Consider the following 23,289-nt stretch of genomic DNA (forward strand, 5'->3'; position numbering starts at 1 on the left):
TTACAATTTTATTTTGTTATTTCAATGGGTCTGTTGTTACCTGAACCCAACCTTTAAACTCATCCTGTTCGCCATTTTCAAACAGGACCTCTAATACATAAAAGTAGGTTCCATCAACCAAGCCTTTAGCTGCCCAATCATTTTGATAATCTTCAGCTTCAAATACGTGGTCACCCAGCCGATTAAAGATGGTAATCCTATTTTCCTTAAATCTATTCAATCCATTGATGATGAAAGTGTCGTTCTCCAAATCGCCATTAGGTGTAATGACATTAGGAACAAAGAACTTATTTACTTTATTAATATCTTGATCTTCGTTATCCTCTGGATTTGTATCTTCTTCTGCTGAATTCACATTTACTGCATTCATGATCGTTCCTTCTTTTTCCGTGGTAATGATCAGTGTAATGACCATTTCGTCTCCTGCAAGAAATTCAGGAATGCTCCACATCAATGTCTGCCCAGACACTTCCAACTCATATTCTAAGAGCCCAAATGCCGACTCTACGGTCATCTCCTTATAGCGGGTTCCTGGAGGAAGATTGTCTACCAACACCACATCAGTAGCATTGGCCTCACTGTTATTTTGCACTCGGATTTCATACTCCAACTCATCCCCTTCCCATACCACTTTCTCAAATGAGGTCTTGGTAACCCGCAAATCGGTAGTTCCACTTTGTACCAAAGCAAAGGTATACACGCCTCTGACGTTAAGCTGCGCCTTGGCGGTGACAGTGTAGTTCTCAGCATCTACTACCCCACCTAAGTCCATCCATTGATCTTCTTCCTCATTCCATTTTGCGATATGGATATTGCTCTTTTCTTCACCTAGGATAAATGCCGGTGTGGTCACATCTCGCCAAGAGAGCATCACATCTATATCCTGCCCTCCACCGCTTATCCAGCTCAAGACCCAATACTCCGAATCATCAATAGCTTGAATTTGTGATTCTCTTTTTGCGCGTGGGTAGCTCGGGTCGGGGTCCTCAAAGAAATACTTGGTTTCGGCCGAATACAAAACACCAGCGGGGGAGTATGACATACCATCACGCCTAAAGTACCCCCCATCACCAACTGGGCACACAAAATCATCATTACCATTCTTCTGGATCAACCCGTCTACATGGCTATCATCCGAAGTATTGCTGTGGGTCGCACCATTTTCGAAAATGATCCGCCCTCCGTATTCGTCACCCTGGACAATCCCACGAGAAAAGTCTCCGTTTCCTGCAACACTCAACCCCCCTCCCAAATGGAAGGCGTATTGGTCATTGCCATTATCAAAAAGAACATCATTGAGCTCTGCAACCTGGCTACCGGTAATTTCTTGAATCCCCGAAAACCCTACAAATCGCGTCATTCCTCCATTACTTCCTTTCGTAAAACTGACCTTTCCATCATTTCTAAAATGGGAATAGACGTACAGGTCTCCATCATTTACCATGGATCCGTCTTTACTAATTTCCAAAGCAAACAAGGTAGAAACCGTTGTTCCTTCCTTGATAGTCATCAAGCCATGATTAGTAGTCTGTGCATTGGCTATGCCACCAACCACCATTAGGATCATAAGAGCCTGACTAGCTATAAGCGATATTTTATTTCTTCGTGGCATCATTTAATTTCAATTATTATTTCTTGTAACCCCATATCAAAAGAAGCCATCCGAGACCGATGCTTGGCCTCAAGAACACCATCTTCACTCTCAAACCATTTCTTGGACAGTCTTTGCGAGGAAATTCCCTTTCCCTTCAAATAGTCCACAGCCATGGATACCCTGTCCTCAAAGACCGCTTGATTGGAAGCTCCTACAAAAAGCAACTCAACTTCCCGATTCATCTCCAAAAACAGGTTCAATCGCTCTAACGTCATCAATTGCTCTCCTCCCAGGTATTCCTCTCCTGTCTTAAAATCCAACTTGTCCGCCTCCGCTTTCTTAAGCAACTCATCAAGAGAGCTAGTAAGTGAACAGTAGTCTTTGTACTCTTTTATATTGGACATCCAATCCTGGACAGAAACCTTAAGAACGAGTTCGCTTCGTCGGTTAAGTTGATGTTGGTCTTCGCTACAGTCTTTTCCATCAGGACAATCTACCGCCAAACTTTCCTCTCCAAACCAATTGGCATTTATCCGTTCTTTTGAAATCCCCTTCGCTTCCAAGTAATCCCTCACGGACTTTGCCCTGCTCTTACTCAATCGCTGATTATAGCGATGAGTAGCCCTAGAGTCCGTATGAGAAGATACTTCCAGTGCTAACTGGGGGTACATCCTCATCACCTCAGCTACATCATCAAGGATTTCATGCTCAGTCCTTCGGATATGGCTCCTGTCAAGATCATAGTAGATGATTTCTGTAATGGCCATATCAGCTGTCGGTATCTTGGCCAAATAATACGCTCTATTGATTGTCCCTGAATCCAACCCGACACTCGATATACTTTTATCGACCACTGGAAAATAGCCTTCGAGATCAATTTTGACCTGGAACCTTTGCTCTGCTGACAAATCGGCCAAAAATGTTCCTTCTTCTTTACTTTTCCATTCCACGCTTTCCCCGTCGACTTGTTGAAGGGCCACTTGAACATTATCCAAAACGTTTCCGTTGCAATCCATCACCTTTGCCAGTAGTTTTCTCCGAGCTGGAAGTAATTGATAAATATCATCTAGGCCTTCTTCCCCTTTTCTATTGGAGCTTATATAGATTTCATCTTCACTGTACTGCCGATAAGCAAAGTCATCACTTACCGAATTGATGTTCTCACCCATATTGACTACCTGGCCAAAGACCTCATCTGTGAGTGACTTGGTAGAAAAAATATCTAATCCCCCATAACCGGAATGGCCATCTGACGCAAAATAGAATTTGCCTTTATATGCAAATGGATCTCTTTCATTGGACTTTGAATTGATGTTCTCTCCCAAATTTGCAGGAGCCGAAAAAATCAATCTATCACCTTCTTTGAAATAGGTGACATAGTACAGGTCGTAGCCTCCATATCCGCCTTCCATGTTGGAAGCAAAGTATAACCGGCTAGTCTCTTGATCGGCATAAGGTGTGATCAGGCCATACTTAAGCGGCGAATTTCTCGGAAATGGCTGGGCAAACAAGAGTCTACCCCCCTTATTAATTTGCCCATAATACAGCTCCGGCTGTATCTCAAAATCCCGGCTTTTAACCTCGTCCTTAAGGTCCCTTGTAACGGAAAAGAACATATAGTCCACATCTTCGACAGTAACTAAGCTCGGATCACTTACGTGCATAAATCCACTCCCTTCCATATTCACCAAAGCAATATTACCCTCAGTATCCTCACGGTAAATTTTAAGGTAATCACGTCCGGTCCATTCATAGATGTCATCGTCGTACACTTTATCCTTAGCATCAAACCGAAGTTTTTTCACCGGAACGTCATTGCCAAGCTGCTCTCCCCTGTCAGATACAAAATAGCGATTCCCATTTGCGTCTTTAGCAAGGATAAAGTCGGCTGCCGGGCTGTTGATATCCTCCAGGTACTTTACCGGATCTCCTCCCTCATTGCCAGAAGCAGGCATTGAATCCTCCTGCTGATGCTCCTTTTGGGTTATCCCGTTTTCTATCAAGTAATCCGACATTTGGTCTCTTTTACCAACGGCTTGGGCCGCTGCTAGGAAACCTGCAATATCTTCATCCGTATATTCATCACTAAAAACAAATGCCTTCTTCCACCATTCAATGGCAAGGTTGTATTCATTGTTTTTTGAATGACAATAAGCTACATTTTTGGCGGAGGTGTAGGTAGCCCTTTTGTCAAAGGCCTTTTCATACACTTCTGCAGCCACCTTATAATTCATCTGCTCCTTTTGCTGACCAGCATACCTGAGCAGTGAATGTTGGGCATTAGCGGTCAAAGCCACCAATAAAACCGATATTATTACAACAATTCTCTTCATAATTAAAACCATCTTTGGTTCCTCATCTTGACTTTCTTTGGAGACAAATAATATCCCAAGGATATTTCATGGGAGTTGTGCCTTTTATTCTGCAGGACATTCATATTTACATCATAGGCATAGCCTACCCGAAAGTTTTCTACAGCGAAAATCTCCACGATTAATGCCACAGCATTTCGGTTGCTCAAATTCTCTTGTAGATTGCTTTTCCAGGCTTTTGTGTTTGTCCTATAAGATCCTCCCAACCATAGCCTATCATAGAACAGAAACAGAGCGTTCAAGTCTATATTGGTAGGTGCTCCCTTTACCTCTTTGACCAAAAAAGACGGCTTAAAGGATAAATTATCAGAGAGCGGTACCAAACCACCGGCTGTGAGATAGAAATGGAATGCCTGATAACCACGGCCAATCCCCTGCTTTTCAAACACTTTGTTATTTATAACATTGTAAGCACTGATTCCCGCATAAAAATTTGAGGTATGATAGAATAACCCCAAATTCAGGTTTGGATCCAATACATTGACAACCCCTTCACGAATAAGTTCATCATCTTCATGAACCGCCTCCAGCATATTAAAGTCTATCTGATAGTCAGAAACACCAGCACTGATCCCAAGTCCCAAGAATCCATCATAGCCTACCTGAATACGGTACGCATAGGTCAACATGGCTCCGATTGTCTTAGAAGGCCCTAGTTCATCATGTAAAAAAGAAACACCAAAACCCATTGTTCCTTCATTGGCACTGAAATCTGCTGATAAAGACATCGTTTTGGGAGCCCCAGGAAAGTTTGCCCATTGAGAGCGATAGGTAGACTGAATATACCCTTCCTCCTTATAGCCTGCGTAACCAGGGTTAATGGAAAGTCCATTAAATATGTATTGACTAAACTGGGGAAGTTGTTGAGCATGCCCTTCCATGATGCCCATGGCAAACACACAAAAAACTGCCACTTGTAATAATTTTCCCATAGCTCAAATAGTTTAATTCCTAAATTGGATTATTTTTATTCCATTGTTTATGAAGTATGTTGCTGAGACAGCATTAATAAGTAAAAAAGGCAATCACTATTTACCATCACTTATCAACTAGTCAAATACACTTAACCGTCATTAACACAAATGACTAAAGTTTTTTGTTCATATAATAAAAATCGCCTACGCACATATACGCAACTTGGTAAAGTATCCATACACACATATACTCAAAATTATTTTAATAATATTAAACAGTTAAATTATTACATTAACATTTCCATAATTCAAAATTATATAACTTTTACAAATTAAAGTAAAAACTAAAAATCACAGCTATCCATGGCAACTGGCAGTAATTAGAATAATCCTATTATACTGAAATATCTAAGCATTTTTCGTAATATCAATTGAGCAAAAATGATTTTGATTTGAGAATAAAATTCATGGTATTTGTGTAAAAATCACCAAAGTGAATGCCCATGAACAATCATTTTCATCAAGCTCATTGGCTATTATCGACATTGAAAAAAATCAAACCCCACTACAGGAAATAGCAATTCGCAGACCTTATTGACCTCAGTTTCTATAAATCGGCACCATGAAGTGTAAAGACGAAAGCCTCAAAAGTGGACATTGCGTCCAGTTTAACCCGGAATATGCATTAGCCTATCTGTTGCGACCTGAAACTGCTTCAAAATCAGCCGTTTCACTTTAGTTTTCGGCATAACCGTAGCGGTGCTACGCTAATGCCTCCAAACTAACTGATTTTCTTGCAATTTCAGCTCTCACTACGATTCCTAACGCATAATCCGGGTTTAAGAAAAAAAATCAGCGCAAACCTTAATCATCCGCGGCATCAGCGTTCTATTAGAGCCAACTAAAATTCCCTAGCTTTTCCGCTTGATCCTAACTAAACCTGAAAAATCTAAAAAACAAAAACAAATGGGGAAACTGCACGGCTTTGTAGCCTCACAACCTCCCCATTTTAGTATACAGATCGTTCCTTACAACTTAGCTTTGATACGGACAGCGATATCTGCCAGCTCGTCATCGTTTAGCTTTAACTTCGGCTTTGTAAAATTGATATCGTCCATGGTATTGAGCGGTACCAAATGGACGTGAACATGGGGGACTTCCAGCCCAATGACTGCTACTCCCACACGTGTACACTTGATGGATTTGTCAATGGCCTTGGCCACTTTTTTTGCAAAGACATTTAATCCGGCCAAGACTTCATCATCCAGGTCAAAGATATAGTCCACTTCCTTTTTCGGGACTACGAGAACATGCCCTCTTACAAGTGGCATGATATCAAGAAATGCCATGTAATCGTCATCCTCCGCCACGATGTGACCGGGGATTTCTCTGTTGATAATTTTCGTAAAAATACTTGCCATGGGGTAAAAATAAAAAATCCCGAATGGAATACCATCGGGATCATGCATTTTAATAAGCTATATCCAACACTTCAAACTCCACCACACCCGCGGGGGCATTGATCTGAGCGATTTCTCCTACTTTTTTGCCCAGTAGGCCTTTTCCAAATGGAGATGCCAGTGAGATTTTATTGGCCTTGAGGTCTGCTTCCTCTTCGGACACCAGCGTATAGGTAACCGTCATGCCGTTCTTGACATTTTTGATCTTCACGGTGCACAGGATGCCTACTTTTGAAGTATCCATTTTGGAGTTGTCCAGCACTCGGGCATTGCCGATCACTCCTTCAAGTTTGGCTATCTTCAGCTCAAGCAGTCCTTGGGCATCTTTGGCAGCATCGTATTCTGCATTTTCACTGAGATCACCTTTGTCCCGTGCTTCAGCTATTTGCTTGGCAATATCCTGCCTTCCTTTTGTCTTTAATTCCTGAAGCTCGTCCTTCAGTTTTTTTAATCCCTCTTCGGTATAATATTGTACTTGTCCCATAGTCTTATAATTTCTCAAAGTGTGAAAAATAAAAGAACGGTCTCATTTCTGAAGACCGTTTCTTTTTTCCACCTATATTTTGTGTATGACGCAAATATAGACATATCCTAATGATAAAGCAATTTTAACTATTAGATTTATAGGCTACCGACCCTTACTATTAAGGAAATTCAGCTGATATCTTCTCCACCAATACATTATTGATCTTTTCATATGACTGGTAAGTCCATCCTGCAATATGTGGGGTAAAAAGGACATTGTCACGGGCTGTCAATCGTTCAAAGGACAGCTTTTGGGCAGGAGTCAAGGTATGCAGCTTTTCATTCTCAAGCACATCAAGCAGTGCCCCCTTGAGGACACCTTGGGTCAGGGCCTGATTTAAAACATCCAAACTGATCACTTCTCCCCTAGCAGTATTGATTAAATAAAACGGCTTCTGAAATTGCGACAACACTTCTTCGGTAAAGAAATTCCTCGTTTCGGGTGTTAACGGCACATGGATACTCAATATATCTGCCTCTCTCTGAACTTCCTCAAAACTGGCTTCCTTGGCATATTCATCACTGTAGTTTTCCAGGTATTTGTCGTATGCCAATACCTTTACCCCAAAGCCGTTTAACCTCCTTGCAAAGGCCTTTCCCATATTGCCATAGCCAAAAACCCCTACTGTTTTACCTTGCAGCTCTTCACCCCTGTTTCCTTCCCGGTCCCAAATACCACGCCGTACTTCACTGTCTGCTTTCTGCAAGTTGTTAAACAACATCAATAACATCGCAATGGCATGTTCTCCTACAGCATCCCTATTCCCTTCAGGAGCATGGAACAGCCTAATTCCTTTTTGATCGATATATTCCATATCGATTTTGTCCAGTCCAGCCCCTGCACGCCCGATGAACTTAAGCTTGACGGCCTGTTCCAGCAAAGCCCTGTCCATGGGTGTCTTTGAGCGGATAATCAAGCCTTCATACCCCGCTATTCTCTCTTCGATTTCCTTTCTTGTTATTTTCGGACAGTAATCCACCTTAAAACCAGCCTTCTCCAGTAAGGGAGTGATGCTGGTATGCATTTCGTCTATTATCAGTATGTTCATTTATAACGTTGGTTCTCAAAATAGGCATTCATCTAAGCCCTCCTATTCCGGTTCATTAAAGGTTCAACAGCATCATGGCCACCAAGAAATATACTGCCAGACCCAAAAGGTCATTGGCCGTGGTGATAAAAGGCCCTGAAGCCATCGCTGGATTGATACCGAACTTATCCAAGACTATTGGTGTAACGGTCCCCATAAAAGAGGCAAGCAGGACCACGCTAAACAACGCAAAGCCTACCACAATTCCAAATTTCACCTCATTGCCATACACGAAGACTACAGTACCAAAAACGATCGCTCCCAGCACGATTCCGTTCAGGACGGCCACTAAAAGCACCTTGGCAAACCGTCTACCGATACTCTCGGCAAAAACCGATTTGGCAGCAAGGGACTGTACCACCAAAGAGGACGACTGTATCCCCACATTACCGCCCGTTGCGGTAATCAACGGAATAAAAGAGGCCAACTGAATGTATTTGCTCAGTCCGTCATTAAACACTCCAATGATCCTGGCCCCCATCAAACCACCAAAAATACCAATCATTAGCCAAGGCAAGCGAGCTTTGGAAAGTCGAAATACAGAATCGGACTCTTCCACATCATCCGAAATACCTGTCATGGCCTGCATATCCTCTTCTGCCTGCTCCCTGATCACATCCAACACATCATCGACGGTAATCCTTCCCACTAATTTATTTTTGGCATTCACCACAGGTAATGCCTCCAGGTCATACTTCCGCATGATTTCGGCAATTTCCTCCTCATCCATGTAAGTCGGAACAGCAATAATATCCTCTTCAAAGATATCTTTGATTTTCGTATTGGCAGAGCCCAAAATAATTTTTTTCAGCGCCACCCTTCCCAGAAGGTTTTCCTTATTGTCTACGACATAAATAGAGTATATCTTCTCCACATTCTCCGCTTGTCGGCGGATTTCATCGATGGTCTGTACCACCGTCCAGTTAAGGTTGGCTTTTATAAATTCTTTTGCCATCAGCGCACCGGCACTGCCTTCCTCGTACCGCAAAAGCTCCATGATATGGCCAGCCTTCTCTTTCTCTTGAAGATGGCTGATCACATCCTCTCGGTCTTTGACCACGAGCTGATGTAGGATATCCACGGCATCATCCGACTCTATCCTGTCCAACAGCCCCGCCAATTCGTCCGATTCCATAGCCTGGACAATCCTGAACTGCGGCTCTTCGTCCAACTCGATCAATACATCGGCGGCAAATTCACTTTCAAGTACCCGCAGCACATACAGTGCCTCTTCCATTTCCAGCTCGTCGAGCAATGAGGCCACATCGGCTTCATTGGCTCCATCGATAGATTGACGCAGCCCTTCTACATCTCCTTCTTCGATACTCGCTTTTAGGAATTCCAGGTATTCTCGCGAGAGTTCAAATTCTCTTATTCTTTCCAAGACATTTCCAGTTTATTGGTTAGTGAAATAAACGCTGGTACATCCAACTGCTCGGCTCTTTTGTCCAGAATGGGATCACTCTTCATTTCTTCAGTTAGCCCCATTGATTTCAGGGCATTCCTAAGTGTCTTTCTTCTAGTGCTGAAACCTTGCTTGACCACTCTAAAAAACAACTTTTCATTACAATCCAAGGTTATCGTTTCGTTACGCTTGAGCCTGATCACACCACTATTGACTTTAGGAGGCGGATCAAAAACAGTCGGTGGCACGGTAAACAAATATTCTATGTCATAATACGCCTGTAAAAGTACACTGAGAATACCGTAATCTTTATTTCCATGTGGAGAAGCGATTCGTTGGGCTACCTCTTTTTGGAGCATGCACACCACCTCTGTCACATTATTCCGTTGCTCCAGAACCTTAAAAAAAATCTGGGACGAAATATTATATGGAAAATTACCAGCTACTATATACTTACCATCAATAATCTTTCCAAAGTCGAATTTCAGGAAATCGGCATCGATAATTTTATCTCCTAACTGGGGGTATTTTTGGTGTAGGTAGGCAATGGATTCCTTGTCTATGTCCACCAAATACAGCTCCCAGTCTACTTGGAGCAGGAAGTCAGTCAACACCCCCATCCCAGGCCCGATCTCCAACACTTTTCTGACACCCCCATGACCAGTTACTGAACTTGCGATTTTTTCCGCTATCCCAAGGTCCTTAAGGAAGTGTTGCCCAAGGTGCTTTTTTGCTCTGACCTTCTCCATCTTTATTTGTCTGATAAAATTATACTAAATTGCCAATCAAAATTAAGACAATATATGCTAACTGCCATAACATTACTAGACTCTCCGGGAAATCTTCTTCACCAAAACGGAGTGGTATTTATATCAAATGAAAAAGACATCGAGCTTCTCCCTGTAGAAAACACCAGGTCGGCTTTCATCAGAACACAGCTGTTTGATAAAAACAAAACACAAGTACACCTTTCAAGCGAAACCAGCCAACTGATCTTCATAAAAACTAAAGATCACGAAAGCTCAAGTTATCAGCTAGAATTGGCCAGAAAAGCAGGTGCCTCCAGCTGGAAAGTGCTCAAAAACTGGGACATACCAAGGGTTTTTTACTTTGGAAAATCGGAAAAGTTACTTTTGGCTTTTTTAGAAGGCGCAGCTCTCGCCTCGTATAAATTCTCAAAGTACAAATCCTCTAAAAACAACTCCCCCTCTTCACTGGAAGTCTGTACGAACATTACAGATGAAAGCAATCTGGACGAATTGATCACTACTTGTCTGGCCACGTTTGTCGCCAGAGACTTGGTCAACGAACCGGTAATTTACTTAAACGCCATCCAGCTCAGCAAAGAAATCGAACAACTGGGTGAAAACTACGGTTTTGACACTGAAGTCTTGGACGAGAGTAAAATCACCTCCTTAAAAATGGCTGGTTTACTCGCCGTGAATGCAGGAAGTGAACTCCCGCCGACATTTACGATCATGCATTATAAACCCAGCACAGGAAAAAAATTCAAAAAACCTATCGTACTGGTAGGCAAAGGCGTGGTATACGACACCGGAGGGCTGAGCCTAAAGCCCACTCCAAACTCCATGGACTTCATGAAGGCTGACATGGCCGGTGCGGCAGCAGTCATCGGCACTCTCTGCGCGGTAGCCAAAATGGGGCTCCCGGTCGAAATAATTGGGCTTATCCCTGCTACAGACAATCGCCCCGGCCGCAATGCCATCACCCCTGGAGACGTCATTACCTATCCTAACGGCAAGAGCGTCGAAATCCTCAACACTGATGCGGAAGGCCGCTTGATCTTAGCGGATGCCTTGATATACGCCACCAAATACGACCCCAAGCTGGTCATTGACCTGGCCACTTTAACAGGGTCTGCCGCCGCAGCCCTTGGAAAAGAAGGTGCTGTAATGATGGGAAAAGCCTATGATGAAGAAAAAAGTTTTCTTAAAATTGCCGGTAAAGAAGTCTTTGAGCGTTTGGTCGAATTTCCGTTATGGGAAGAATACGGAGATCAATTGAAATCTACAGTGGCCGACATCTCCAATTTAGGAGGCCCCACTGCGGGAGCAATCACCGCCGGAAAATTCTTGGAGCATTTTACAGACTATAACTGGATACATATTGACATAGCAGGCCCCTCATTTAGCAAATCCGGAGAAGGCTACAAGCCCGCAGGAGGCTCTGGGTTTGGCGTCAGACTGATAACCCAGTTTTTAAAGAACATATCCAACTAGCCAGACATCTTAACACTGCCCCAGTTGGAGAATTAACCAACATCGATCGTGCTTGCCGAGTTTTGGAAATGTTTCAAGCAGTAGCAGCACACAAAAGCGACAAACATATTAGATGAAATGAACCAGAAAAAAAACAAACCCGTCATAGGAATCACCATCGGTGACATCAACGGAATCGGCGCAGAGGTAACGATGAAGGCACTGACCGACAACCGGATTTTGAAGCAAATCACCCCTGTCATCTACGCACACGGCAAAGCACTGACCTTCTACCGGAAGCACCTCAAAATTGAGGATTTTAACTTTATGCAAATCAGGTCCATTGACGAAATCCACCAAAAGAAGGTAAATGTCATCAATGTAACCGAAGAATGTCCTGAAATCATGCCGGGGACAGAAACGATCGAGGCCGGAAAAATGGCCTTGGCAGCACTTGACCACGCCATAGCGGATATCAAAAACCAAAAAATCGACGCCATCGTCACCGCTCCATTAAACAAAAACAATATCAATTCAGATACGTTGAGATTTGTGGGGCACACAGAATACCTCACGGCAGCTTTTGAAGCCAATGAAAGCATGATGTTTATGGTATCGGAAGACATGAGAGTAGGCCTGGTATCCGGGCATGTCCCCTTGGCTGAAGTAGTGAAAGAAGTAACTGTGAAAAAAATCCAGAAAAAGCTAAAAATAATGCTCCGTTCACTAAAGGATGATTTCGGTATACAAAAACCGCGTATCGCTGTATTGGGGCTCAACCCTCATGCGGGGGAAGATGGCCTGCTGGGCAATGAAGAAACAGAAATCATTCAGCCAGCCATACGGGAATTCAAAGACAAAGGACACCTGATCTTTGGCCCCTACCCATCAGACGGCTTCTTCGGCATGATGCACCAAAAGAAATTTGACGGTGTACTGGCCATGTACCATGACCAAGGCCTGGTACCCTTCAAGTCGTTGGCTTTTGACAGTGGCGTCAACTTCACAGCAGGACTCCCTATTATCAGGACTTCCCCAGATCATGGCACAGCCTACAACATTGCTGGCAAAAACGTCGCTGATGAAGGTTCCATGCGTGCAGCCATCTTTACAGCCTATGATATCCTTTGCCAAAAACACCCTTGGGAAGAAGAGTAAGAAAAATAAATCGTAAGCATATTTTATATTTAAGAAATAGTTCGCTAAATTTGCGGTCTTAAACAGGCAGGAGGAATGGCAAAATTCTGGAGAGCTTTTGACATTGACATCATCAAACTCAATGAAGGAACTCATGAGTTTCCCTTCGATATTGAGGATGAATTCTTTGAACATTTCAAAGACAACGACATTGTCAAAAAAGGAAACCTGAAGGCTACTATTCTTTTACGAAAGGAAGTCAACCTTCTAGAGGCAACATTTATCATAGATGGCACAGTGAAACTCACCTGTGACAGAAGTTTGGAGGAATTTGACCAAGCACTGTATACCGAGGAGAAGATCATCTACAAATACGGTTCCGAGGAGCAGGAGATCAATGAAGAAATCATCATGATCACCCGTGACACACCAAAGATAAATGTGGCCCAATTGATTTATGAATTTATAATACTTGCCTTGCCAGTCAAAAAAATCCATCCCGACTACAGGGATGAAGAAGAAATGGAAGGCGAGGGAAAGTTGGTATATTGGTCAGACGACATTAATGAAGAAGAGGAAGACGCCACTTCGGAACCCGATTCGGACGACCAGATAGATCCCAGATGGGAAGCATTGAAAAATATTAAGAAAAAAGATTAATCTAAAAACTGTATAGAGATGGCACATCCTAAACGCAAAATTTCGAAAACCAGAAGAGACAAGAGAAGAACGCATTACAAGCTAAGCGCCCCAAGCCTAGCCCAATGCCCTACTACCGGTGAATACCACTTGCCTCACAGAGCATATTGGCTTGACGGCAAACTTTACTACAAAGGTCAAGTGATCATTGAAAAAGAAGTTCTTGCCTAATCGGGCAACCGATGACGAAAGCGGACATTACCCACTGAGGTCAATGAAGATATTAAATCCATTTGGGAACATCCAAATGGATTTTTTTTTGTTTAACCCGGATTATGCGTTAGGAATCGTAGTGAGAGCTGAAATTGCAAGAAAATCAGTTAGTTTGGAGGCATTAGCGTAGCACCGCTACGGTTATGCCGAAAACTAAAGTGAAACAGCTGATTTTGAAGCAGTTTCAGGTCGCAACAGATAGGCTAATGCATATTCCGGGTTTAAGATCAAATAGACAACCCAAACCTACCGGGCTGTGGAGCCTCGTAACCATGAAAGGGGATCAAGCAGAAAAGTAGGGGCTGGAGCTAATAGAACGCTGATGGCGCAGATGATTATGATTTGCGCTGATTTTTTTCTTAAACTGGAAAAGCCAATTTGTATAACCAAAGGAAAGGGCGTCACATCCATAGCCACGGGCAACATCAAAAAAAATCTCATTGTTTTTGATACAATCATCTTCCTAGCGCTTTATTCGAACAATCAATTGGGAGAAGTAATTTTAAGAAAATGTATCCCCGGGGATATTGTGCTTGATCCACGAAAGGGAATGCTGCATCCAGCCGGATGAAACTCACCAAGCTTATTGGCAAAGGTAAAATCATCCACGGAAGCAACAAACAGCAGAAGGAAGTCAATTAACGTAAACCAGCTCATTTGTCACTTATGCCTCTACCGTGCCAAACCCACTCCCCTAGCGTCCAAGCCAATAGTATTTGCCCAAAATCTACCCTTTAAAAAGGGCAACTGTATTTTAATCGGTCAGAAAAAGCATTCTACTTTCAAAATTACTTGGTGGTAAGGCACATTTTAAATAATTTTGGAAGCCAAATTTATTTTGTGACTATTTCAATAATTGAGATTTCGCAAAATAGTACATAAGGAGCAAATGCCATCTTCCCTCCGATGCAATAAAGGTATTTGCCCAAAACAAAGAATAAATGGAAAAAACTAGAGCTGTCATTACCGGTGTCAATGGATGGGTTCCGGATTACGTATTGACGAACAAGGAACTTGAAACCATGGTGGAAACCAGTGATGAATGGATTACCACCCGCACCGGTATCAAAGAACGAAGAATTCTCAAGGGAGAAAACAAAGGCACATCGGATATTGGGGCCAATGCCATAAAAGGCCTACTCGAAAAGACCAATACCGACCCAGAAGATATTGACCTGATCATTTGTGCCACAGTAACCCCGGACATGCCGTTCCCGTCCTGTGCCAACATGATCGCCCACAAGGTCGGCGCCAAGAACAGCTACAGTTTTGATATATCTGCTGCATGTTCTGGTTTTATCTATGCATTGACCATCGGCAGCCAGTTTATCGAGACAGGCATGCATAAGAAGGTCATTGTAGTAGGGGCAGATAAAATGTCCTCTATCGTAAACTACGAGGACAGGACTACCTGCATCATTTTCGGTGATGGCGGTGGAGCGGTAATGCTAGAACCTACCACAGAAGAGGTGGGAGTCATGGACTCCTTACACCATTCTGATGGTTCGGGATCTCCTTACCTCCACATAAAGGCTGGCGGCAGCTTAAAACCTGCTTCAGAAGAAACCGTCAGGGCAAAAGAACATTATGCCTACCAAGAAGGGGCTACTGTTTTCAAGTTTGCAGTGACCAATATGGCAGAGGTCAGCGCCCAAATCATGGCCAAAAACAACCTAACAGGCGAGGATATATCCTGGCTGGTACCACACCAAGCCAATAAAAGGATCATCGATGCCACTGCCAACCGTATGAATGTGGGGCCAGAAAAAGTCATGATCAATATCGAAAAATATGGCAACACCACCGCAGGGACCATCCCCCTGTGTCTATCTGATTACGAATCACAACTTAAAAAAGGAGACAACATCATTCTTGCCGCTTTTGGCGGCGGGTTTACTTGGGGCTCCGTTTACCTCAAATGGGGATATGACCCCAAATAAATAAACTTAACAAACCAAAATCGTATGGCAAGTACTGCAGATTTCAAAAATGGTCTATGCATGGAGCTAAACAATGACATTTGGAGCATTGTGGAATTCCAGCATGTAAAACCCGGAAAAGGTGCCGCTTTTGTCAGAACCAAACTCAAAAGCCTCACCACTGGCAAAGTACTCGACAAAACCTTCAACGCAGGGGAAAAAATAACTACCGCAAGGGTAGAAAGAAGAGAACACCAGTTTTTGTATGCAGACGACCTCGGGCACCATTTTATGGACACTACCTCATTTGAGCAAATCCCTATTGAGAAAAAAATCATCCAGCGACCCGACCTAATGAAAGAAGGCCAGATTGTCGACATCCTCATTCATGACGAGACAGAAACACCACTAGGCGTGGAGCTACCTCCTTTTGTGGAGCTCATGATCACTTACACAGAACCTGGTATCAAAGGCGACACCGCTACCAACGCCCTAAAACCCGCGACTGTAGAAACCGGAGCCACCGTCATGGTGCCGCTATTCGTGGACCAAGACATCTTGATCAAGGTGGATACGCGTGACGGTTCCTATTCCGAAAGAGTAAAATAATTTCAAAAGCTATGTGATTTAGCTAAATTACATAGCTTTATGTTTTTATAAACCCATAAATTGCTTCTGGTATTGACCAGGACATTTGCTAAAACAGAATTTTATGAAAGCCAAAGAAATCCAAGAACTAATAGATTTTATTTCTAACTCGGGACTTGCCGAGGTAAAAATCGAAACGGACGAATTCAAACTGTCCATAAAGAAAAATGCAGAAGCACAGGCCGTAAAAACGGTAGAAGCCCCAGCTTCCGCCCCAGCACCAAGCCCTGCACCTGCACCATCAGAAGCTGCTGCTCCATCACCAGAAAAAGGGGGAGCAGCTACAGATTCCTCAAACTATCTGGAAATAAAATCTCCAATGATCGGAACCTTCTACACCACTCCTAACCCTGATTCTGACAACTTTGTCAATGTAGGAGACAGCGTAAAGACAGGACAAACCGTATGCATCATTGAAGCAATGAAGCTATTCAACGAAATTGAATCAGAAGTTTCAGGAAAGATCGTTAAAGTCCTGGTCGAAAATGCCACACCAGTAGAATATGACCAACCTCTCTTCTTGGTTGACCCAGCAGGATAAATTTATTTTTCCACCAATTTGTATCAATCGTGTTTAAGAAAATACTAATTGCCAATAGAGGAGAAATTGCCTTGAGAATCTTCCGTACCTGTAAAGAAATGGGGATCAAAACAGTGGCAGTTTACTCCACCGCAGACAAAGACAGCCTTCATGTTAGATTCGCAGACGAAGCGGTATGCATCGGAGCTGCTCCCAGCCGTGAATCTTACTTGAATATACCTAGGATCATCGCAGCAGCAGAAATCACCAATGCTGACGCCATCCACCCAGGATATGGTTTTCTGTCTGAAAATGCCGAGTTCTCAAAAATCTGTGAAGAATACAATATCAAATTCATTGGTGCAAGTTCTGAAATGATCGACAAAATGGGTGACAAGGCCACCGCAAAAGCCACGATGAAGGCTGCTGGTGTCCCTACCATTCCCGGATCCGAAGGACTTCTTGACTCCATAGAGGAAGGTATCGAAATCGCCAATGAAATGGGCTACCCCGTTATCCTAAAAGCAACCGCAGGTGGCGGGGGCCGAGGCATGCGGATCGTCCGCGAAGAAAGCGAATTCAAAAAAGCCTGGGACGATGCCAGACAGGAATCAGGTGCTGCCTTTGGGAATGATGGTCTTTACCTTGAAAAATTCGTGGAAGAGCCTCGCCATATCGAAATCCAAGTCGTGGGTGACAGCACGGGCAAAGCCTGCCATCTTTCCGAAAGAGACTGCTCCATCCAAAGAAGGCACCAAAAACTCGTAGAGGAAACCCCCTCGCCTTTTATCACCGACGAGTTGAGGGACGCAATGGGAAAAGCCGCTATCAAAGGTGCCGAAGCCATCGGTTATGAAGGCGCAGGAACCATCGAATTTCTCGTGGACAAGCACCGTAATTTCTACTTCATGGAGATGAACACCAGGATCCAGGTAGAACATCCCATTACCGAAGAAGTGACGGATTATGACCTGATCAAAGAACAAATAAAAGTAGCAGCTGGCATTCCTATCTCCGGCCAAAACTACTATCCAAAACTATACGCCATGGAGTGCAGGATCAATGCAGAAGACCCCTCCAACGGCTTCCGACCTAGCCCGGGAAAAATCAACAACCTTCACCTTCCCGGAGGACGTGGCGTGAGAGTGGACAGCCATGTATATGCTGGTTATGTCATTCCGCCAAACTATGATTCGATGATCGCCAAACTGATTGTCAGCGGACAATCAAGGGAAGAAGTAATCGTAAGAATGAAACGTTCGCTGGAGGAATTTGTGATTGATGGCATCAAGACCACCATTCCATTCCATATAGCCCTTCTAGAAGACGAACAGTTTAAAGCGGGTAACTTCACCACGAAGTTCCTGGAAACTTTTGACTTCTCTGTCATCAAAGGATAAGCGAATACTTATTTGATTTGACAACATCATATAACCGGCTGTCAGGTTCGGGACTTCCCTAACGAAACAGCCGGTTTTTTCACCTTATTTTTTATTGAAAATCCATGAAAAAACTACTAGCCCTTCTTGCTATTACAACCCTTTCCTTTTCAGTTTTTGCCCAGCAAAAAATTGAATGGGAGCAAGACCTGAAATTAGGTAAAGAATATTTCCAAGGCGAAGCTCCCACTACTCCCAAAACAGGAATCCAAGAGTATTACCTGTCCGCCAATATGGATTTTTCATACGCAATGGGCACTTATGAGTTCTTATTTAAGAAGAACTTCAACAAATACGTCAATGTATCCATTTCCCCGCATCATTCATGGATGCAAGACGGTGAATATACAGACCAGCTATTAGCTTACGCCCAATTACAGTTTGATCTATTGGAACTTTACGCCAGAAAATTCAGAAAGTCACTTTACGAGAACAAGAAGGCCTTTTCAGATTCAAACTTTGCCAACGAGCTTTACGCCCAAATAGGAAATGACTATTCACTTCACCTATCCAAGCTAAAGTCCGATTTGGTGGCCAATCCTCAAAATATCAGCCAGCACCAATTGGCAATAGACACAGCCATCATCGAACTCGACCAATTCTGCAAGGATTGTAAACCCAAGAAAAAGAAGTAGTAGAGCAGTACTCACTCTACCTATTCCTCACATGCTACTTCCATCTTGGCTCCTACATAAACAGAATAGAAAGCATATCTCTTTAGGATCACTTCATAGTATTCCCAATCATCACCACTGGCCACTTCTGCCACGCCTGTATGTGTATCAAACATAGAAGGATCAGTCTCCCCGGTAGGCTCACTATTATAGCCCTGCACCTTCACATTCTCTGTTTCTGGGCCAAAGTACCACGTAGGCTCATCGATTCTTATCATCAATTTCACAAATTCACCATTAGCAGCTCCTTCGGGCTTCTCTTCTTCCAATAGCTCTTTGATCTTGACAGCTCCAATATGCACATGGTCCTCGCCCTCATGCTCCAGCTCCAAGTAAAGCCATCTCACCTCTGTGCCGGGAGCATCCTCTGGATCATATGATTTAAGCTCAAAGTACTTGACCATTTCCTCGTGGTCCACTCCCATAGCCCAAGATTCCTTATCAATAAAACACTTGGCCTCTTCTGGCATTTCCTCCTCCTCTGTTCCTTCTGGATTATCCGGTTCCGTATCCGCATCACTGCAAGCCATCAAGCTACCAGCTAGAAACCCCATCAATAACAGACTCGAAATCCTAGATTTAAAAACACTACTCATGATCATTTTGGTTTAGTTATAAAATACTATAAATGTAATAAAACACATATTTATAACTCTAAATTACATTTTTTATTATTTAAACAACAATTAATAAGTAAAAAAAACTCCTCCTATAAATAGATCGGCCTTATAAGCACCGTCGTAAGTAATGAAGCAAAAAACCATCCACCCAGCAAACTTCCTCATTATAAACACCTTGCAAAACCCTATCTGCCAAGCACAAAAAATTAAGCTCACTTCACCAATTCGCACTGTTAACCACCTTATTGATCAATAGTTATTTTTGCCACCGAGCCCTAATTTCACCAAATTCCACTTCGACATTTGCCATAACTCTGTTATATTCAACTATCTTTAGACAAGTTCACTACCCTTAATCATAATGGCCTATGCAAACTATACTTGGATCAGGAGGAGTTATTGCAAATGAATTGGCCAGGGAATTGAGAACTTACACCAATCACCTACGACTAGTCAGTCGTCAACCCCAAAAGATAAATAATGACGATGAAACTTTCTCGGCAGACCTCACCCACCTTGATCAGGTCAAAGCAGCTGTAAAGGGCAGCACTATCGTCTACCTGACTGCTGGGCTAAAATACAAGACCCATATCTGGGAAGCCACTTGGCCCAAAATCATCTCCAATGTAATCGATGCATGCATCCAGCATGAATGCAAACTGGTATTTTTTGACAATGTGTACATGTACGACCCCAACTATATTGGTTGTATGAAAGAAGACACTCCTGTGCGACCAGTCAGCAGAAAAGGCACCGTCAGGGCCAAAATTGCAGATATGATACTGGACAGCATGGCCAAAAGAGACCTTAATGCCATTATTGCCAGATCTGCAGACTTCTATGGACCTCATATAACATTAAAAAGCATCCTTACCGAACTGGCTTTTAAACCAATGGTCAAATCGGGGACAGCAAAATGGATCGGTGACGCCCATCAGCCTCATGCATTCACCTTCACTCCCGATGCAGGAAAAGCCTTGGCCCTGCTGGGCAATACTGAAGATGCGTACAACCAAATATGGCATTTGCCCACCGCTTCCAATCCACCAACGGGAAAAGAATGGATTCACCTTATCGCCAAAGAAATGGGTAAATCTCCCAACTATCAAGTACTGGCTCCTTGGTTTTTCTCTGTTTCCGGATGGTTTGTACCATTCATGAAAGAACTAAAAGAAATGCTTTACCAATATGAAAGACCATATGTATTTGACAGCTCAAAGTTCCAGGAGAACTTTTTCTTTAAACCTACCAAATACCGTGACGGGATCAGGAAAATTGTTCACGAAGAGTTTCCAACCATAGAAAACAAAAAGGATGATAAGCTCTATTGACCAACAGCGCTTATCATCCTTTCTTTCGGGCCATCCCCTGCTCCATGGCCAATAGAGCCTTAGCAAAAAGTTATTTACCCTCAATATCGGCTACCAAGTCTTCGTACCATGCTTCGCCATATTTTCTGATCAGCGCATCTTTTACAAATTTGTAGATCGGCACATTTAGTTCTTTCCCCAGCCCACATGCGGGACTGCAGATATCCCATCGGTCATAATTCAAGGCATCGTATTCGTCATACTTGGTCACCCTTACCGGATAGAGGTGACAGCTGAGCGGTTTCTTATAGTCAATATCACCTTGGATATGCGCCTCTTCAATACCACACTTTAGGGTTCCATTTCCATCTCTAAGCGCATAAGCACATTCCCGGTTACCAATGGTGGGGGTTCCTTTCTCTCCCTCTTGGTCAATCACCCAAGTGCCTTGCTCCTCAATGGCCTTGATTCCCTCTTTTGTAAGATATTTCTTTATTTTGGGATAGAGTTCTTCCAAAACGGCCGTCTCGTCATCTTCAAGTGGCGCACCAGCATCTCCTTCTACACAACAAGCCCCTTTGCATTTTTCAAGATTGCAAACAAAGAAATGTTCCTTAAGGTCATCGCTAAGCACCGCATTACCTACTAATATCATAAATTGTCTCTTTTCCTGTGCAAAGTTAAAAAAAGTCAACTGCATATTGCCTCATTTGGAAAAAGCTTTCGGCAAGGAGTGAACAACATTTATGTTTATTCGTTAAAAATCAGCGGAAATTAACTTATTTTGCAAAGTGCAAGCCAACTTGTCGCTCCAATCCCTGCGATTGGTGAGGAAAGTCCGGGCAACATAGAGCGCCATACTTCCTAACGGGAAGGGGTCCAGCGGGAGACGGCTGGATTACAGCCAGTGCAACAGAAAACAAACCGTCCACCGTAGGTGGATAAGGGTGAAAAGGTGGAGTAAGAGCCCACCGGGCATCGGGTGACCGATGTCGCATGGCAAACCTTATGGGTTGAAAGATCAAATAGGCTCCGGTCCAAGAGCTGCTCGTTCAATTCCTGCCTAGGCGGGAAAACCGGAGTGGGTAGATCGATAGATCCTGTCCGCGAGGACAGGACCAGATAAATGACAAGTACCCGCCACGGCGGGGACAGAACCCGGCTTATAGGCTTGCACATTTATTACTAAACAATAAAAATTACTTATGCCGAAAATCCTGATTATCGATGACGAAAAAGTCATCAGGTCTACGCTAAAAGAAATTTTGGAATATGAAAATTATGAAATCCACGAGGCGCAGGACGGCGTAGAAGGACTAAAAAAAATCGAAAGCCAAGATTACGACTTGGTTTTATGTGACATCAAAATGCCAAAAATGGATGGATTGGAAGTACTGGACAAAGTCTATCAATCCGACAAACAGCCACAATTCATCATGATATCGGCGCACGGCTCTATCGAATCTGCGGTAGAAGCCACCAAAAAAGGTGCCTTTGATTTTATCCCCAAACCACCTGATCTCAATAGGCTTTTACTTACGGTCAGAAATGCATTGGAGAAGAAAGACCTGGTCACCGAAACCAAGGTCCTTAAGAAGAAACTTTCCAAAAAACTGGATATGGTGGGAGAATCCGCTGCTATTCAACAAGTAAAGGAGACCATCGAAAAAGTCGCCCCGACAGACGCACGGGTACTGATTACGGGCCCCAACGGAACAGGAAAAGAGCTGGTCGCACACTGGCTGCACCAAAAAAGCAATCGCAACAAATCACCATTTATTGCGGTGAACTGCGCAGCTATTCCTACCGAACTCATCGAAAGCGAACTCTTTGGACACGAAAAAGGTGCTTTCACTTCTGCTAACAAACAACGGCAGGGTAAATTTGAACAAGCCAATGGCGGAACCATTTTTCTGGATGAAATCGGGGACATGAGCCTCTCTGCACAGGCCAAAGTATTACGCGCCCTGCAAGAGCATAAAATCACCCGCGTGGGCGGAGACAAAGACATCAAAATTGACGTCCGGATCTTGGCTGCCACCAATAAAGACCTCAAAAAGGAAATCGAAGAGAGCAACTTTAGAGAGGACCTTTATCACCGTCTAAGCGTGATCCTAATTCAGGTACCTGCACTGAAAGAAAGAAAAGAAGACATCCCCTTACTTGTCGTACGGTTCTTGGAAGACATTGCGAAGGAGTATGGAACATCCAAAAAAGACATCGACGACCAAGCCCTGAAAAAACTACAAGAATACCCTTGGACAGGCAATATCAGGGAACTACGAAATGTGGTGGAGAGGCTGGTCATCCTCGGAGGAAACAGTATTTCACTGGAAGACATAAAAAAATACGCTGACTATTAAATCAGCGTATTTTTTTATCCTTTCACTTCTTGGTTATCCATTGCTTTGGCGTAAGCAGGGCAAGGCTTGCTTGACGCGCATGCTCCCAGTGCCAATAGGCCGGAAGCAAGAATAATAGCTACTAGTCTTCTCATGCTAATCTCATTTTTTATCCAAACCAAATATGTCTA

Annotated in this window: 21 protein-coding genes and 1 other RNA gene; 12 read left to right on the forward strand and 10 right to left on the reverse strand. The window is 43.3% G+C overall.

The window, feature by feature from the left end:
* Positions 1-16: 16 nt before the first annotated feature.
* From DN752_RS07430 to rsmA, 8 genes are all read right to left on the reverse strand, one after another.
* Complete coding sequence (locus tag DN752_RS07430; protein ID WP_245949485.1) at positions 17-1,567, reverse strand: T9SS type B sorting domain-containing protein; 1,551 nt, start codon at positions 1,565-1,567, stop codon at positions 17-19.
* A gap of 44 nt (positions 1,568-1,611) precedes the next feature.
* Complete coding sequence (locus tag DN752_RS07435) at positions 1,612-3,927, reverse strand: OmpA family protein (RefSeq protein WP_162633151.1); 2,316 nt, start codon at positions 3,925-3,927, stop codon at positions 1,612-1,614.
* 2 nt (positions 3,928-3,929) lie between these two features.
* A complete protein-coding gene (locus DN752_RS07440; RefSeq protein ID WP_112783367.1) occupies positions 3,930-4,898 on the reverse strand; it encodes a PorP/SprF family type IX secretion system membrane protein in 969 nt (322 codons plus the stop codon).
* A gap of 1,010 nt (positions 4,899-5,908) precedes the next feature.
* Positions 5,909-6,301 carry an HIT family protein gene (locus DN752_RS07445; RefSeq protein ID WP_112786457.1) on the reverse strand — a complete coding sequence of 131 codons (393 nt, stop codon included), beginning with the start codon at positions 6,299-6,301 and terminating at the stop codon, positions 5,909-5,911.
* Positions 6,302-6,350: 49 nt separating this feature from the next.
* A complete protein-coding gene (gene greA, locus DN752_RS07450) occupies positions 6,351-6,824 on the reverse strand; it encodes a transcription elongation factor GreA (protein ID WP_112783368.1) in 474 nt (157 codons plus the stop codon).
* Positions 6,825-6,984: 160 nt separating this feature from the next.
* A complete protein-coding gene (locus DN752_RS07455; protein ID WP_112783369.1) occupies positions 6,985-7,914 on the reverse strand; it encodes a 2-hydroxyacid dehydrogenase in 930 nt (309 codons plus the stop codon).
* Between the two features lie 55 nt (positions 7,915-7,969).
* Positions 7,970-9,337: a magnesium transporter gene (gene mgtE, locus DN752_RS07460; protein WP_112783370.1), complete on the reverse strand. Its 1,368-nt coding sequence runs from the start codon at positions 9,335-9,337 to the stop codon at positions 7,970-7,972.
* On the reverse strand, positions 9,325-10,107 hold the full coding sequence (rsmA, locus tag DN752_RS07465; protein WP_112783371.1) for a 16S rRNA (adenine(1518)-N(6)/adenine(1519)-N(6))-dimethyltransferase RsmA: 783 nt from the start codon (positions 10,105-10,107) through the stop codon (positions 9,325-9,327). Before rsmA ends, mgtE begins: the two co-directional genes overlap by 13 nt.
* A 54-nt stretch (positions 10,108-10,161) precedes the next feature.
* Here rsmA and DN752_RS07470 point away from each other — a divergent pair, with 54 nt between their 5' ends.
* The 9 genes from DN752_RS07470 to DN752_RS07520 all read left to right on the forward strand — a co-directional run bounded on the left by DN752_RS07470 (position 10,162) and on the right by DN752_RS07520 (position 18,787).
* Complete coding sequence (locus DN752_RS07470; RefSeq protein WP_112783372.1) at positions 10,162-11,598, forward strand: leucyl aminopeptidase family protein; 1,437 nt, start codon at positions 10,162-10,164, stop codon at positions 11,596-11,598.
* A gap of 117 nt (positions 11,599-11,715) precedes the next feature.
* Positions 11,716-12,735: a 4-hydroxythreonine-4-phosphate dehydrogenase PdxA gene (pdxA, locus tag DN752_RS07475; protein WP_112783373.1), complete on the forward strand. Its 1,020-nt coding sequence runs from the start codon at positions 11,716-11,718 to the stop codon at positions 12,733-12,735.
* Positions 12,736-12,810: 75 nt separating this feature from the next.
* Complete coding sequence (locus DN752_RS07480) at positions 12,811-13,374, forward strand: YceD family protein (RefSeq protein WP_112783374.1); 564 nt, start codon at positions 12,811-12,813, stop codon at positions 13,372-13,374.
* An 18-nt stretch (positions 13,375-13,392) separates the two neighbouring features.
* Positions 13,393-13,584, forward strand: a complete 192-nt coding sequence (rpmF, locus tag DN752_RS07485; RefSeq protein ID WP_112783375.1) for a 50S ribosomal protein L32 — start codon at positions 13,393-13,395, stop codon at positions 13,582-13,584.
* Between the two features lie 983 nt (positions 13,585-14,567).
* Positions 14,568-15,566, forward strand: coding sequence for a beta-ketoacyl-ACP synthase III (locus DN752_RS07500; protein ID WP_112783378.1), 999 nt, complete (start codon positions 14,568-14,570; stop codon positions 15,564-15,566).
* 24 nt (positions 15,567-15,590) lie between these two features.
* On the forward strand, positions 15,591-16,154 hold the full coding sequence (gene efp, locus DN752_RS07505) for an elongation factor P (protein WP_112783379.1): 564 nt from the start codon (positions 15,591-15,593) through the stop codon (positions 16,152-16,154).
* 103 nt (positions 16,155-16,257) lie between these two features.
* Positions 16,258-16,734 (forward strand): acetyl-CoA carboxylase biotin carboxyl carrier protein, encoded by a 477-nt coding sequence (accB, locus tag DN752_RS07510; protein WP_112783380.1) that lies wholly within the window; start codon positions 16,258-16,260, stop codon positions 16,732-16,734.
* A 29-nt stretch (positions 16,735-16,763) separates the two neighbouring features.
* Entirely contained in the window at positions 16,764-18,113 is a 1,350-nt protein-coding gene (gene accC / locus DN752_RS07515) for an acetyl-CoA carboxylase biotin carboxylase subunit (RefSeq protein ID WP_112783381.1), read from the forward strand.
* A 104-nt stretch (positions 18,114-18,217) separates the two neighbouring features.
* Positions 18,218-18,787, forward strand: a complete 570-nt coding sequence (locus tag DN752_RS07520; RefSeq protein WP_112783382.1) for a hypothetical protein — start codon at positions 18,218-18,220, stop codon at positions 18,785-18,787.
* 20 nt (positions 18,788-18,807) lie between these two features.
* Here DN752_RS07520 and DN752_RS07525 read toward each other — a convergent pair whose 3' ends face one another.
* Positions 18,808-19,422 carry a hypothetical protein gene (locus tag DN752_RS07525; RefSeq protein ID WP_162633152.1) on the reverse strand — a complete coding sequence of 205 codons (615 nt, stop codon included), beginning with the start codon at positions 19,420-19,422 and terminating at the stop codon, positions 18,808-18,810.
* A gap of 392 nt (positions 19,423-19,814) precedes the next feature.
* Here DN752_RS07525 and DN752_RS07530 point away from each other — a divergent pair, with 392 nt between their 5' ends.
* Positions 19,815-20,777, forward strand: coding sequence for an NAD-dependent epimerase/dehydratase family protein (locus DN752_RS07530; RefSeq protein WP_112783384.1), 963 nt, complete (start codon positions 19,815-19,817; stop codon positions 20,775-20,777).
* Positions 20,778-20,847: 70 nt separating this feature from the next.
* Here DN752_RS07530 and DN752_RS07535 read toward each other — a convergent pair whose 3' ends face one another.
* Positions 20,848-21,411 (reverse strand): DUF3109 family protein, encoded by a 564-nt coding sequence (locus tag DN752_RS07535; protein ID WP_112786458.1) that lies wholly within the window; start codon positions 21,409-21,411, stop codon positions 20,848-20,850.
* 135 nt (positions 21,412-21,546) lie between these two features.
* Here DN752_RS07535 and rnpB point away from each other — a divergent pair.
* Together rnpB and DN752_RS07545 are read left to right on the forward strand one after the other, a co-directional pair.
* Positions 21,547-21,938, forward strand: an RNA gene (gene rnpB / locus DN752_RS07540) — RNase P RNA component class A.
* Between the two features lie 23 nt (positions 21,939-21,961).
* Positions 21,962-23,119 (forward strand): sigma-54-dependent transcriptional regulator, encoded by a 1,158-nt coding sequence (locus DN752_RS07545; protein ID WP_112783385.1) that lies wholly within the window; start codon positions 21,962-21,964, stop codon positions 23,117-23,119.
* Positions 23,120-23,289 lie beyond the last annotated feature (170 nt).

It is taken from the genome of Echinicola strongylocentroti (genome assembly GCF_003260975.1).
Classification (GTDB): domain Bacteria; phylum Bacteroidota; class Bacteroidia; order Cytophagales; family Cyclobacteriaceae; genus Echinicola; species Echinicola strongylocentroti.